Genomic DNA, 13,666 nt, shown 5'->3' with positions numbered 1-13,666 from the left:
TTTTTCAAAATCATTTAAAAATATTTTGATATTTGTAAAACAATAGTATATTTGTTCCTTATTGTAACAGGATTTGATTCGTTAACACTTAAATCTATCAACTGTGGCGTACGAAAACACCAATCAACAGGAAAGAAACAATGATAGCATCTTTTCTAAACGATTGAAAGCGGGCAAAAGAAGAACGTACTTCTTTGATGTAAAGACCACTCGGGGAAATGATTATTTTCTGACCATCACAGAAAGTAAGAAACGTTTTAATGACAACGGCTACGACAGGCACAAAGTATTCCTGTACAAGGAGGACTTCAACAAGTTCCTGAATGCGCTGACCGAAACCATCAACTATGTTAAGACTGAGTTGATGCCCGATTTTGATTTTGATGCCTACAATCACGATTATGTGCAGGAAGACCAGGAAGAAACAGACGGCGACACTGAGGTAACCCGTACCGCAGAAGTAGCTGCCACTGTTGCTCCGATTGCGGCGTCCGCCCCGGCTTCACATAGCGCTGACGAGGTAGACAAATGGTAAATGTGATTCCCCTGAAGATTAACCAACAACTAACGCAGGAATCACCGTCGTATTAAGTTATAAAAGAATCGCCCACTGAATATTCAGTGGGCGATTCTCTTTTATGGATAGCCTTGTTTTACTTTTTCCGCCATGCTTTGAAGGCATTGATCAATCCATTCGTACTGGCGTCATGGTTAGCGATATAATCATCGTTCTGCAGCTCAGGAAGGATCTTGCCGGCCAGTTGTTTACCCAGTTCCACGCCCCACTGATCGAAGCTGTAGATATTCCAGATAACACCCTGCACAAAAATTTTGTGTTCGTAGAAAGCAATCAGCATACCAAGAGAACGTGGTGTGATCTCTTTCAGCAGGAAGGAATTGGATGGACGGTTGCCGGTAAATACTTTATAAGGCAGCACGCGTTTGATCTCTTCTTCAGGTGTATTGGCTTTCTGTAGTTCCGCCAGTACTTCCGCTTCCGTTTTGCCGTTCATCAGCGCCTCCGTTTGGGCGAAGAAGTTAGACAGCAGTTTTACGTGATGGTCGCCGATAGGATTGTGGCTGATGGCCGGTGCGATAAAGTCGCATGGAATAAGCCTTGTACCCTGATGTATCAGCTGATAGAAAGCATGTTGGCCGTTGGTGCCGGGTTCGCCCCATACAATCGGGCCGGTTTCATACTGAACTGGCTGGCCGTTACGGTCTACATGTTTACCATTGCTTTCCATATTACCTTGCTGGAAATAGGCAGCGAAGCGGTGCATGTACTGGTCGTAAGGCAGGATGGCTTCTGTAGCGGCACCGAGGAAGTTGCCATTCCACAGGCCTACCAGTGCCATGATAGCCGGTATGTTACGGTCGAGCGGTGTTTGCGTGAAGTGATTATCCGCTGCATGCGCGCCGTTGAGCAGTTCGATGAAGTGCTCATAACCGATGGTCAATGCAATAGACAAACCGATGGCGGACCACAGGGAGTAACGGCCACCTACCCAGTCCCAGAATTCAAACATGTTGTTGGCATCGATGCCAAAGGCCGTCACGGCTTTTTCGTTGGTAGATAACGCCACGAAATGTTTGGCCACGAATTTTTCGTCTTTGGCATGTTCGAGGAACCAGTTACGCGCAGTATGTGCGTTGGTCATGGTTTCCTGCGTAGTGAATGTTTTGGACGCGATCAGGAAAAGCGTTTCTTCTGGTGTTACCTGTTTGAGTGTTTCCACGATATGGGTGCCATCCACGTTGGACACGAAGTGAGGTTGTATACCTGGCTTCCAGTAAGGTTTCAGTGCTTCGGTCACCATCACCGGGCCGAGGTCGGAGCCACCGATGCCGATGTTTACGATATAACGTATAGGCTTGCCCGTATATCCTTTCCATTCACCGGAATGTACCTGCCGGCAGATGTGGTCCATTTTGTTGAGCACGCCCAGTACGTCCGGCATTACATCACGGCCATCGAGCATCACAGGTTTGCCGGAGAAGTTGCGCAGCGCGGTATGCAGTACGGCGCGGTTTTCCGTGAAGTTGATCTTTTCCGCGCCAAACATGGCTTTGATAGCGGCATTTACACCACACTCATCTGCCAGCGAAAGCAGCAGGTTGCGGGTGTCTTCCGTGATCAGGTTTTTGGAATAGTCGAACAGGGTGTCTTCCAGTTGAAGCGAAAACGTTTTGAAACGTTCCTGGTCTTCCATAAACAAGGCACGCATTTGTACCTTTTTCATTTCGTCGGCATGTTTTAGCAATGCCTGCCACGCTTTGGTGGCCACTGGACTGGTAGATGGAAACATATAATAGCTTTAGTTAATTGCGGCTCAAAAATAATATTTTACTTTTTAAGATCGGGGTTTCCTGTACAAATGCCAGGAAATAGCGATAGCGATAATGCCGATGGCCATCACACAACAATGAATCACCGGTTGTTGTTCTGTAATACCGGCTTCTCTTCTTTTAATAAGAATACCATAGAAGGCCCACACCGCTACCAGCGCGTGCAAAATGTTGTTGCGCCGGAATACCATCAGTATACTGATCAACGTGCCCAGGGCAATCATACTGATGGTCCACCACACCTGAAAGGTAACGCTGCCGGTCCATCCCGCGTACACCAGCAGGGTAGTGATATTGGCAAGTGTGGCGATGCTGATCCATCCCAGGTAAATGCTGAAAGGGACATGGATGAACAGCCGCTCCGGTACGCTGGGTGTAGTGCGGCCGATACCGAAGTTGACATGAATGATAAAAAGCGCCGCCAGTAAAATCAGCATCAAGCCAACGGTAACCGGTATCAGTTCATAATGCCAGGCAAACAGCCAGGTGGCGTTCACCACACAGCTGATGAGGAACCATTCTTTCATCGCGCCCATCACGCGGGCAAGCGCTTCCGGGCGTTTGCCGGAGAAGGCCAGCCACAATTGATAGATCACAAAACAAAGCAGGGAGAAGTAGATAACGCTCCAGATGGAAAAGGTGAAACCGGGAGGCGTAAAGATGTGGCTGTATTCACCAGATATCTCCCTGATGGATTTGCCGTTGATGGGTAGCAGCCATGCGAGCGCATTGGTGGCTATCATGAGCAGAAAAGCGAGGGTGTTGAAGATCGATTTGTTTTTATAGTGAAGGGTTTCATGGGAGGCCATCATTGTAATAAGAACTTTTTTTAATATTATTTAAAAATATTACCGATGTGGATTCCCGCTCCAGCTGCAAAAATTATGCTAAAGCTATGTTAAAGGATGGCAGTAGTGATATATAGAATTGTGATGACATTAGCAGAATTGCACATTTTTACCTACATTTGCCCGCTATGACAGCAGAGCAACTTAAAGCTATGAGGGACCGTCTTTATGTCCTGGGAGGTTTTCTTTAACGTCCCTGACCGAATAGCTAAAATAGAAAATGACAAACAACTGAGCCTGGCCCCCGGTTTCTGGGATGATAACGCCAGAGCGACCTCTATCCTGAAGGAAATCAAGGTAAACAAATATTGGGTTGACCTCTACGACAATGTGCATACTGCGATAGAAGACAGCAGCGTGCTCAATGATTTCTTTAAAGAAGGAGAGGCCACAGAAGAAGAGGTGACGCAGGCATACAGCAGTGCGTTGTCTGCTTTGGAAGACCTTGAATTCAAATCCACCCTGAACCAGCCGGAAGATGAGATGCCGGCGGTATTGACCATTAACTCCGGCGCAGGTGGCACGGAAAGCCAGGACTGGGCTGAAATGCTGCTTCGCATGTACCGCATGTATGGTGAAAAACAGGGCTGGAAAGTATCAGAGATCGATACGCAGTATGGAGATGGTGCCGGCATCAAATCCGCTACCCTGGAGTTCGATGGCGATTTCGCCTACGGTCACCTGAAAGCGGAAAGCGGTGTACATCGACTGGTACGTATTTCTCCCTTCGATTCCAATGCCCGCAGGCATACTTCTTTTGCTTCCGTATATGTGTATCCGTTAGTGAACGACACGATCGAAATCGCTGTCAATCCTGCCGACCTGGAATGGGAATTCTACCGTTCCGGTGGTAAAGGCGGACAAAACGTAAACAAGGTGGAAACTGCCGTGCGCCTGAAACACATCCCTTCCGGCATTATCATCGAATGTCAGCAGGCACGTACACAGGGTGAGAACCGCGAAAAAGCGCTCACCATGTTGAAATCACGCCTGTACGAAGAAGAACTCAGGAAACGCGAAGAGCTGAAAAACGCCGCCAACGCTAATAAACGTAAGATCGAATGGGGCTCCCAGATACGGTCTTATGTGTTCCATCCTTACAAAATGATCAAGGACCATCGTACCGACTATGAAGTGGGTAACGTAGGACCGGTAATGGACGGTGAGCTGAACGGATTTATCAAGGCTTACCTGATGATGCAGAAGGAAGAGGACAATAATTGATAATGATAGGTAAATAATTAATAGGTTTCTGCTGCAAATTTGACCGTAAATTTGCAGCGGAAACTTTTTTTGTTAATAGATACACCAACAAAATCTGAGGAAATGAATACAGGATATTTTCAATACGCAGCACCTGCTAATGAGCCCGTGTTGAGTTATGCACCCGGTTCTCCGGAAAGAGCTGCGCTGAAGAAGCAATTGGCAGCATTCAAAGCTGAAGTGGCAGATATTCCGATGTATATCGGTGGCAAAGAAGTTCGTACCGGTAACACGGTAGATCTGCGCCCGCCGCATGAAATCAAACACAAGTTGGGTCATTTTCACCAGGGCGACGCTTCCCACGTAAAAGCAGCCATCGCTGCCGCACTGGAAGCACGCGAGAAATGGGCAAACATGGATTGGGAAACACGTGCCGGTATCTTCCTGCGCGCAGCCGACCTGCTGGCTACCAAATACCGTTTCCATATCAACGCGGCCACCATGCTGGGCCAGAGTAAAAATGCCTACCAGGCTGAGATCGACAGCGCCTGCGAACTGATCGACTTCCTCCGCTACAACGTACACTTCCTGAGCGAAATATACCGTCAACAACCTGTAAGCGCCCCGCTGACCCACAACCGCGTGGAATACCGTCCGCTCGAAGGTTTCGTACTGGCTGTTACGCCTTTCAACTTCAGCGCTATCGCCGGTAACCTGCCTACTTCCGCTGCCATGTGCGGTAACGTAGTGGTATGGAAACCAGCTAACACACAGGTGTTTGCGGCCAGCGTATTCATGAAAATCATGATCGAAGCCGGTCTGCCTGAAGGCGTTATCAACCTCGTTTACGCCGGCGGCCCGCTGATCGGCGATATCTGCTTCGCTGACCCTCACTTCGCCGGCATCCACTTCACCGGCTCCACCGGCGTATTCCAGACCATGTGGAAGACAATCGGTGAAAACATCCATAAATACAAAACCTATCCGCGTATCGTAGGTGAAACCGGTGGTAAAGACTTCGTCCTGATCCACAAATCAGCCGATGTGGATACCGCTGTTACCGCACTCGCCCGCGGCGCTTTCGAATACCAGGGCCAGAAATGCTCTGCAGCCTCCCGTGCATACATACCAAACAATCTTGCTGACCAGATAAAATCCAAACTGGTTGCTGACCTGAAAACCATGAAAATGGGTACCACAGAAGATTTCAGCAACTTCATCAACGCGGTGATCGATGAACGCTCTTTTGATAAGATCGCTCAATACATCGACAACGCGAAAAATGACCCTAAGGCTAAGATCATCGCCGGCGGCAACTACAGCAAAGCCGAAGGTTATTTCATCGAGCCTACCGTCATTGAAACCACCGATCCTAACTACGTGACCATGTGCGAAGAAATCTTCGGCCCCGTATTAACGATCCATGTGTATGACGGGGAGAAATTTGAAGATATCCTGCATACGGTAGATACCACCTCCGAATACGCCCTCACCGGCGCTATCATCGCGCAGGACCGTTACGCCGTAGAACTGGCTACCAGAAAACTGGTGAACAGCGCGGGTAACTTCTACATCAACGACAAACCTACCGGTGCGGTGGTGGGCCAGCAGCCTTTTGGCGGCGCCCGTGCTTCCGGTACCAACGACAAAGCCGGCTCCATGCTGAACCTGTACCGTTGGTTGAGCGCCAGAAGCATCAAAGAAACTTTCGTTCCGGCTACCGACTACCGGTATCCGTTCCTGAAAGAAGCGTAAGAACTTCAAATGTTCATGATAAACAAAAAGGCGATGAATATTTATTCATCGCCTTTTACTTATTTTGTAAATGAAACAAACGACAAGACATGGAGACAGGAAATGAAGCCGTAAGTAGTATCACGCAACAGTATTTTGCTGAACCACATAAACAGTGGCGGGTGGCGGATCTGGAACAACGCCTGATCGCCGGTGGCTGCGCTCCGCAAGATGCAGCACAGCAGGCCAGCCTGGCGTATGATGGTTATTTCGGTCAGCAGCTGAAAAAAAAAGGCACTAAAACGCTTATATTTCTTGGACTGGCAGCGCTTTTTCTGGTAAGAATATTACTGATGGCAGATAAATTGGGTAATGTGAGCCAACTGTCCGTGTTTCTGGCCCTCACCGCCTATACACTGGTGCAGGGGCTTATCTGGTGCATACAACTGTTTCAGCTGAAAGAAGAAATTTCTTCGTTCAGGGACCTGCGTAAGCTCTGATAACACTTCCTTTCTACCTATGAAGATTTCCCTCGCATTATCTGCCTGCCTGCTACTATGGGCAGGCTGCCGACAACAGTCCGTTGTACAAACTGTAACAGACAGCGTAAAGCCACCTTCCGGGGTTGCTACAGCAACAACGGTGTCACCAACCCCGCTTTCAGCCCTTACTGCATTCATCAATGGCGGATATGATCTGCCGCCGGATATGCTCCGCGCACATTTTGCGGTAGACAGCATGTATTTAACGCCAGGGGCTGCATTTAAGGGTATCACCATGTATCTGCCGGCGAACCGTCCATATGCCTGCGTGTTGTTGCATTATGACGATGGAATGGTTTGCTCCTCTGCATGGCTGTTTACGCTGGATACAGCTACGCTAAAGAGTATCGCAGCGCTGGAGGTAGAAAGCAATTGCGATGCAGATCTGAGCAGAGACAATTATTTTATGCACTATCGCAGGGATAATGACACGCTGCTGCATACGGTGACATTGCACCATGGACCGGGAGATGATCAGCCTTTGCTGGATAGCACCATAGATCGTTATACCCTCTTGCCGGATGGACGTATCGTGCAGCGGTAGTTACATCTTCTTCAATGCTTCCAGCGACTCTGTCACGTGTTTTTCGCCGTCGCGGAGGCTATTGAATTCGTGTACCACGATACCGTTTTTATCTACCACGTAAGTCACACGGCCGGGAATCACGAATGTTTTAGGCACACCAAACAGTTTGCGCACCTCATTTTTCGGATCGCTGAGTAAAGTGAAGGGGAGATTGTGATGGGTGGCAAAGCTTCTGTGGGAAGCCACATTATCGGAACTGATACCGATCACCAATGCTCCGTATTGTTGAAAATCCTTGTAGGAATCCCGGAAAGAACAAGCTTCTTTGGTGCATACACTGGTTTCATCTTTCGGATAGAAGTAGATGACAAGGGGCTGTTTGCCCAGCACGGTACTAATGTCGAAGGTTTTCCCGTTTTGGTCCTGCAGGCTGAAGACTGGTATCTTGTCTCCAACTTTGATCTGTCCCTGTGAAGATGTACCCCAGAATTGAAGTAAAGCGGCCATAGCAATGATTAACTTGAGTGTTTTCATACCAACGGTTTGGTGCAACTAAAGTACGACAGATAGTGGGAAATTAGTGCAACTAATTTCCCACTGTTTTTTTAGAAGTGAAAGTTGATACCAAATGACACATTATTAAGTCCAAAATTCTTAAACAATCCAACGTTTGTATCGGTGCCTTTGGAGCCGCTGCCTTCCACTTTGTCCGTTTTTCTGGTCGCGGAGAAAGCGCTGCCTAGGTTGGCGGTCAGCGAAAACGAAGGAGTCAGGTGAAACAACAGGCCCGGTATAACCGACAGTGAATAGGCGGAAGTTTTTCTTTCGTTGTAGTAGTTGCCGCCGGACATATAGCTGTCGGTTTTCGCAAAGGCTGCCATGAGAAGGCCATCGGTATACACCGACAGGTACTTGCCCCATATGGGTTGTTCATAGCGTACAAACGGCCCGACTCCCCAATTGCGGCCCTTCCTTTCAGGCTCGTCAGCTGGCTTGCTGCCTTGGTTGCCGTAAAAGCCCTGGATACCGACAGCCCAACGCTCCCTGAAATAATAGCCGTACGCGGGGGAGATGTCGAAATTAGTGCTGGAAGATTTACGGGTGTTGCCGTTGCCGCTTTCACTCTCATACTTTTGGTTGTAGACATTAAAACCGGCACTGATAAAATGTTTCTTTTGTTGGGCGAACAACTGGTTACAGCTTAGGAAGGCTGCGACTGCCAGTACAGTCATCGTAGTTTTTTTCATAAAATGGCGGATGTTAAATAAAGAATTGTTGCTATTTAATCGAAATATTCCGCCCCGAAAAATGAAAGATGAGGATATTTATCCAGCTGCTTTATGATATTCATCTTTTTATGTGTGCCATTAATCCGTATTTTTGGCACCTAAAAGCGTATTGTTTTGAAGACCATACTAAACGGTAAGCAGCTGGCTATTACGATAGACAGACTTTGCCATCAGCTGATCGAGAATCATTTACAGTTTGAAAACACGGTACTGATAGGGTTGCAGCCACGCGGCATCTATCTGGGCGACAGGATTTATGAAACATTGAAGAAACTGTTACCGGGTACCGCCATCCATTACGGCAAACTGGATATTACTTTTTACAGGGACGATTATAACAAGGGCAAAACTTTACATGTGCCCAGTGAAACCAACATTAATTTCTCCATAGAAAATAAAAAGGTGGTGCTGATAGACGACGTGTTGTATACGGGCCGGACCATCCGTTCGGCGCTGGATGCTATGCTCGACTTCGGCAGGCCGGCTTCGGTGGAACTATTGGCGTTAATAGACCGCCGGTTCAGCCGTCAGCTGCCCATTCAGCCCGATTATACCGGGCGCACCATCGATGCCCTTATTTCCCAGAAAGTACGGGTATTATGGGAGCAAAGAGATGGGAAAGATGAAGTTATTCTGGTTGATTAACGCAAACCGGATTTTTCAATTCAGATTTCACCCTTTATATTTGCACATTAATGTCACTTTCTGTAAAACACTTACTCGGAATTCGCGATCTGCAGCGCCAGGATATAGAACTTATTTTTCAAACCGCCGACCAGTTTAAGGAGGTTTTACAAAGGCCGATTAAAAAAGTTCCCACGCTGCGCGATACTACCATCGTTAATTTATTTTTTGAGAACTCAACCCGTACCCGCATTTCTTTTGAACTGGCGGAAAAGAGGCTGGGCGCAGATACCATCAATTTCTCTGCTTCCGGTTCTTCCGTGTCAAAAGGAGAGACGCTGATCGATACGGTCAACAACATCCTGTCCATGAAAGTGGATGTGGTGGTGATGCGCCACTCAGCCAGCGGAGCACCGCATTTTCTGTCGCGCCACATCCAGGTGCCTATCCTGAATGCGGGCGACGGTATCAACGAACATCCCACGCAGGCGTTGCTCGACGCTTTCTCTATCCGGGAAAAACTCGGCACGGTAGAAGGGAAAAAAGTAGCCATCTGTGGTGATATCATGCACTCGCGCGTGGCGCTCTCCAATATCTACTGCCTGAAAAAGCTGGGTGCTGAAGTAACGGTAGTAGGCCCGCCTACGCTCATACCCAAACACATGGCAGCTGCCCTCGGCGTCAATGTGAGTTACAATATCCGCGAAGCCCTGCAATGGTGCGATGTGGCCAACGTACTCCGTATTCAGCTGGAAAGACAGAATACGCCGCTGTTCTCTTCACTCCGTGAATATTCGCTGGCTTATGGTGTCAACCGCCAACTGCTGGACAGCCTCAATAAGGAAATCCTGATCATGCACCCCGGACCTATCAACCGTGGCGTGGAACTGGATTCCGATGTGGCAGATTCCGGTCAGTCCATCATCCTCGACCAGGTAGAAAATGGCGTGGCCGTTAGAATGGCCGCCCTGTATCTGCTGGCAGGTAAAAAACAGGAACTGGTATAGTCAATAACTATATAGACTGAAAAAAACCGGCCGTCTCTCTTGAAAGAGACGGCCGGTTTTTTTATGCGCAGGTAACAACTAAAAGTGTTCCTGGTAGATAATTACCACGAATCAGGGCTATCAGCAGTGTTCATGTCCATCATCGTTAAAAGGAAGCATTCAGCCCGATCGTATATGATCTGAAAAACGGATAGGCGTTACCGATATAGCCACCAGCCTGTTCCGGGTCATAATAGCGGATCTTCATCTTCGTGCTCTCCCAGAGGTCCTGGCCGGAGAAGTAAAGACGCAGATTTTTAACAGGCAGGCGTTTTAGCCAGACGGGAGGAAGGTTGTAGCCCAGCTGCAGATTTTTCAGACGGATGTAGGCGCCATTCATTACCCAGTGGCTGGAAGGAACGGTGTTCTGTTCGTCGTGCAGATAGAGGCGGGGGAACAGCGCATTAGGACGGTCCGGGGTCCAGTAGTCCTGGTTGATGTCCCAGGGCTGCTGCCAGCCGTTGGTGAAAGGAATATTATAGCGGGGATCAGGCATTACCTTGCGGTCGCTGACACCCTGGAAGAAAATGGAAAACTCCAGGCCCTTCCAGGAGAAGCCTGCATCAATACCGTAGGCCAGTTGCGGATCGGTACTGCCCAGGTACACCAGGTCACGGTTGTCAATCTGATGATCTCCGTTCACGTCGCGATATTTGATATCACCGGGAGCAGTGTTGGCGTGTTGGAACGCATGCTGCTGTACTTCTGCCTTTGTCTGGAAATAACCGTCGGCGATGTAGCCAAACAGCGAGGCGTAAGGATAACCGGCGATGCCCACGTTCCAGCCAGCCTGGGGCGTTACGCCGTCATTGCGCAGCACTTTCGTCTGATTGTTGAACAGGTTGGCGTTGAGGTACCAGGTGAAAGGCCCGTGGCTGCTTCGCCAGCCGGCATTCAGTTCCCAGCCCCATGATCTCATTTCTCCGGTATTGAAGCGCAATGGCCATGCACCGGCGGTAGACGGCAGCTGTACCGGTATGCGCATATCACGATTATGTTTCACAAAATAATCGGCGGAGAGTGTGAGCCTGCCACGGAAAAGCGTAGCATCCCACCCGTAGTTGTAAGTGGAAATATTTTCCCAGCCTGACGCCTGCGGGATGGGGTTTTTGTAGACAAACGGAGAGAACGGATTGTTATAGCCAAAGGTGAAAGTACTGAGTCGTTCATCATTGTCTATACTGTTCCAGCTGTTGACATTACCCAGCCTGCCCCAGGACCAGCGAAGTTTGAATTCGTTGAAAAAATGAAAGGCACGGTAAAACCATTCCTCATTGTTAAGTCGCCATCCGGCGGAAAAAGAAGGGAAGGCCTGCCATTGTTCCATCGCCGGAAAAGCGCTGCTACGTTGCGACAGGCGGCCGCCAATTAAATTAGCTTCCAGCAGATAGCGGTTGTCATAATTATAATTGATCTTACCAAACAATGACATGAGCGTGCCGTTGGTAAACTGGGTCATGGTATACTGTGGTGCCTCGTTGAAACGATAACTGTTGATATTGTCTGGTGAAAGGTCGTAAGAGGCCGCCGTGTTTTGGTCGGTGTTATACGTTTCCTGCGTATAGCCGCCAAGTATATGAATGTTGTGTTTATTGGCTTTAGTGTCATAATCCGCCAGCAGTTGGAGATTACCGCCTTTGCCCTGTAGTTTGCTGGTTTGCAGGAGACTGTGTTCCTGCACTGTTTCTACCGGAGCGAGTTTATTCCATAATTGGATGCTGTTACGACCCAGGTTATCACGCAGGGTGTGTTGCTGCGGACTGTAGACGAGTCGAAGAGAAAGGCCTTTGGCCAAAAGACTGTCGGCCCTCAATGTAAAGACGGCATCGATATAATTATTTTTTTCCTCCCGCACACCGCCGTCATGCAACAATGCATAGATGGGGGCGCCACCAAAGGCGTAATGTTGTGTGCCCGGCACAAAAACAGGCACGTTGCCGGGTCCTCTGTAAAGTCCTGCCAGCAAGCCTTGCGGGCCTTCCGTAGGCTGGGAGGGAGAGAACGTGTTGGTTTGTGCGTACGACAGTCGTGTTTCGAGACTGATATGTTTACTGAAACGATTGTTGATATTAAAGCGGGCATTTACCCGATTGGTCCTGTCAGGTCCTTCCACAAACAACCCTTGCCGGCCGAAGTAGCCGAAGGAGGCAGAGAACTGGTTGAGGGAATCCCCTCCTTTGACAGAGAGGTTGTAGTTCTGTACACTGGATTTTCTTTTAGAAAGCAGCGACAGCTGATCAAAATTATAATAGTAACGATAGTATCCCGGATTCGTATAGTCGTCTGCGTAATAGTTGCCTTTTTCCATCAGCGCTATTTCTCCCGGTTGCCATGGAGCAACGCCACCGGCGTTGACGGTGGCTTCATTTTCCATGCGTGCCTGTTGGGCGGAAGACAGCCGGTGCGGTATGCGGATGGGGGTTTCGAAACCTGCCAGTGTATTAAAGTCGATGGCCAGTTTGCCGGGTTTGCCGGTGCGGGTGGTGACCAGCACTACGCCGCCGGCGCCGCGGGCGCCATAGATGGAGGCGGCGGAAGCATCTTTAAGAATAGAAACGGATTCGATGTCGTCCGGATTGAGTACGGCGAGGGAGCCGGGCACGCCGTCTACGATAACAGGCGTGTTGTTGTTGCCGGAGTTGACGCCGCGCACCTGGATATTAAAGCCTTCCTTGCCGGGCTGTCCGTTGCTGCGCGTTACCACGAGGCCGGTGGCCGTGCCTTGGAGGGCGGCCATCACGTTGGGCACTGGTCTGCTTTTGAGCCGGGCGCCGTCTATCTGTGCAATAGCGCCGGTGATGTTAGCGCGTTTCTGCAGGCCGTATCCGAGAACCACCAGCTCGTTCAGTTTCTTCAGGTCGGGTTGGAGCGTGACGGAAATATTGTGTCGGTCGCGGACCGCAATTTCTTTGGTTTCGAAGCCTATCAGCGACACCGTGAGCACGGCCTGGCCGGAGGCGAGCTCCAGTTTGAAGGAGCCATTTTCACTGGTGGCGGTGCCATTGGAGGTGCCTTGTTCCCGCAGGGATACACCGCTGAGAGGTTCCAGTCCGTCCGTAACGGTACCGGTAACCTGCCATTTGTTGGGGTTAACGGGCCGGTTGCTGGTGTTGCCGGCAACATCGGTCGTCACTGCGTTTTGCGGGATGACGATGATCTGTCCGTCTCTGATCTCCACCTTATAGCGGGACACGGGAAAGAGTTGCCTGACTACGTCTGCAAGTGTTGCATGATGTACATGGATGCTGACACCTTTGCGGGTTTCCAGTTCATCCGTTGAAATAGCGAAAGTATAGCGGGTTTGTTTTTCGATGTCCCGGATAACGGTTTTCAGGCTAACGTTCACATATTGCAGGGAAATTCGTTTGGGTTGGGCATCAGGGGTTTGAGCGGCTGCCAGGGAGCCGGTAAAAACCAGGATAACAAAAAATAAAAAGAAAACAGGCACGCACCTGGACCTGGTATTAGAGCGCGGCGCCTGTAGCATAGCATGCTGCATAAGCAA

The 13,666-nt window shown here is 49.3% G+C and carries 12 protein-coding genes; 7 read left to right on the top strand and 5 right to left on the bottom strand.

Annotated elements, in window-relative coordinates; all coding sequences use genetic code 11:
• Nucleotides 1-103 precede the first annotated feature (103 nt).
• Entirely contained in the window at nt 104-535 is a 432-nt protein-coding gene (locus tag ICL55_RS07195) for a DUF3276 family protein (RefSeq protein ID WP_168874295.1), read from the top strand.
• Nucleotides 536-653: 118 nt separating this feature from the next.
• Here ICL55_RS07195 and pgi read toward each other — a convergent pair whose 3' ends face one another.
• Nucleotides 654-2,309 carry a glucose-6-phosphate isomerase gene (gene pgi / locus ICL55_RS07190; RefSeq protein ID WP_188095388.1) on the bottom strand — a complete coding sequence of 552 codons (1,656 nt, stop codon included), beginning with the start codon at nt 2,307-2,309 and terminating at the stop codon, nt 654-656.
• A gap of 45 nt (nt 2,310-2,354) precedes the next feature.
• The gene (locus ICL55_RS07185) at nt 2,355-3,161 is read right to left on the bottom strand and encodes a tryptophan-rich sensory protein (protein WP_188095386.1); all 807 of its coding nucleotides are present in this window, start codon (nt 3,159-3,161) and stop codon (nt 2,355-2,357) included.
• Nucleotides 3,162-3,325: 164 nt separating this feature from the next.
• On the opposite strand from ICL55_RS07185, the gene prfB reads away from it, so the two are divergent.
• The 4 genes from prfB (at nt 3,326) to ICL55_RS07165 (ending at nt 7,220) form a co-directional block, all read left to right on the top strand.
• Nucleotides 3,326-4,421, top strand: a protein-coding gene (gene prfB / locus ICL55_RS07180; protein WP_188095384.1) for a peptide chain release factor 2 whose coding sequence is annotated in 2 segments (ribosomal slippage) — nt 3,326-3,385 and nt 3,387-4,421 — 1,095 coding nt in all. Because the reading frame shifts where the segments join, the coding sequence is not laid out codon by codon here.
• A gap of 102 nt (nt 4,422-4,523) precedes the next feature.
• Complete coding sequence (gene pruA / locus ICL55_RS07175; protein ID WP_188095381.1) at nt 4,524-6,155, top strand: L-glutamate gamma-semialdehyde dehydrogenase; 1,632 nt, start codon at nt 4,524-4,526, stop codon at nt 6,153-6,155.
• Between the two features lie 89 nt (nt 6,156-6,244).
• Nucleotides 6,245-6,634, top strand: a complete 390-nt coding sequence (locus ICL55_RS07170) for a hypothetical protein (RefSeq protein ID WP_188095379.1) — start codon at nt 6,245-6,247, stop codon at nt 6,632-6,634.
• 19 nt (nt 6,635-6,653) lie between these two features.
• Nucleotides 6,654-7,220 carry a hypothetical protein gene (locus tag ICL55_RS07165; protein WP_188095377.1) on the top strand — a complete coding sequence of 189 codons (567 nt, stop codon included), beginning with the start codon at nt 6,654-6,656 and terminating at the stop codon, nt 7,218-7,220.
• On the opposite strand, the gene ICL55_RS07160 is transcribed toward ICL55_RS07165, so the two are convergent.
• Both ICL55_RS07160 and ICL55_RS07155 read right to left on the bottom strand, forming a co-directional pair.
• The gene (locus tag ICL55_RS07160) at nt 7,221-7,736 is read right to left on the bottom strand and encodes a peroxiredoxin (RefSeq protein WP_246496166.1); all 516 of its coding nucleotides are present in this window, start codon (nt 7,734-7,736) and stop codon (nt 7,221-7,223) included.
• A gap of 71 nt (nt 7,737-7,807) precedes the next feature.
• Nucleotides 7,808-8,449 (bottom strand): hypothetical protein, encoded by a 642-nt coding sequence (locus tag ICL55_RS07155; protein ID WP_188095375.1) that lies wholly within the window; start codon nt 8,447-8,449, stop codon nt 7,808-7,810.
• A gap of 156 nt (nt 8,450-8,605) precedes the next feature.
• On the opposite strand from ICL55_RS07155, the gene pyrR reads away from it, so the two are divergent.
• Both pyrR and ICL55_RS07145 read left to right on the top strand, forming a co-directional pair.
• Nucleotides 8,606-9,136, top strand: coding sequence for a bifunctional pyr operon transcriptional regulator/uracil phosphoribosyltransferase PyrR (gene pyrR, locus ICL55_RS07150; protein ID WP_078672462.1), 531 nt, complete (start codon nt 8,606-8,608; stop codon nt 9,134-9,136).
• 50 nt (nt 9,137-9,186) lie between these two features.
• Nucleotides 9,187-10,122, top strand: coding sequence for an aspartate carbamoyltransferase catalytic subunit (locus tag ICL55_RS07145; protein ID WP_168874288.1), 936 nt, complete (start codon nt 9,187-9,189; stop codon nt 10,120-10,122).
• 145 nt (nt 10,123-10,267) lie between these two features.
• Here the strand turns inward: ICL55_RS07145 and ICL55_RS07140 are convergent, their stop codons facing one another.
• A complete protein-coding gene (locus ICL55_RS07140) occupies nt 10,268-13,660 on the bottom strand; it encodes a TonB-dependent receptor (RefSeq protein WP_188095373.1) in 3,393 nt (1,130 codons plus the stop codon).
• Nucleotides 13,661-13,666 lie beyond the last annotated feature (6 nt).

The organism is Chitinophaga varians, assembly GCF_014529945.1.
GTDB lineage: Bacteria > Bacteroidota > Bacteroidia > Chitinophagales > Chitinophagaceae > Chitinophaga > Chitinophaga varians.
This window is presented reverse-complemented; position numbering and strand designations above follow the sequence as displayed.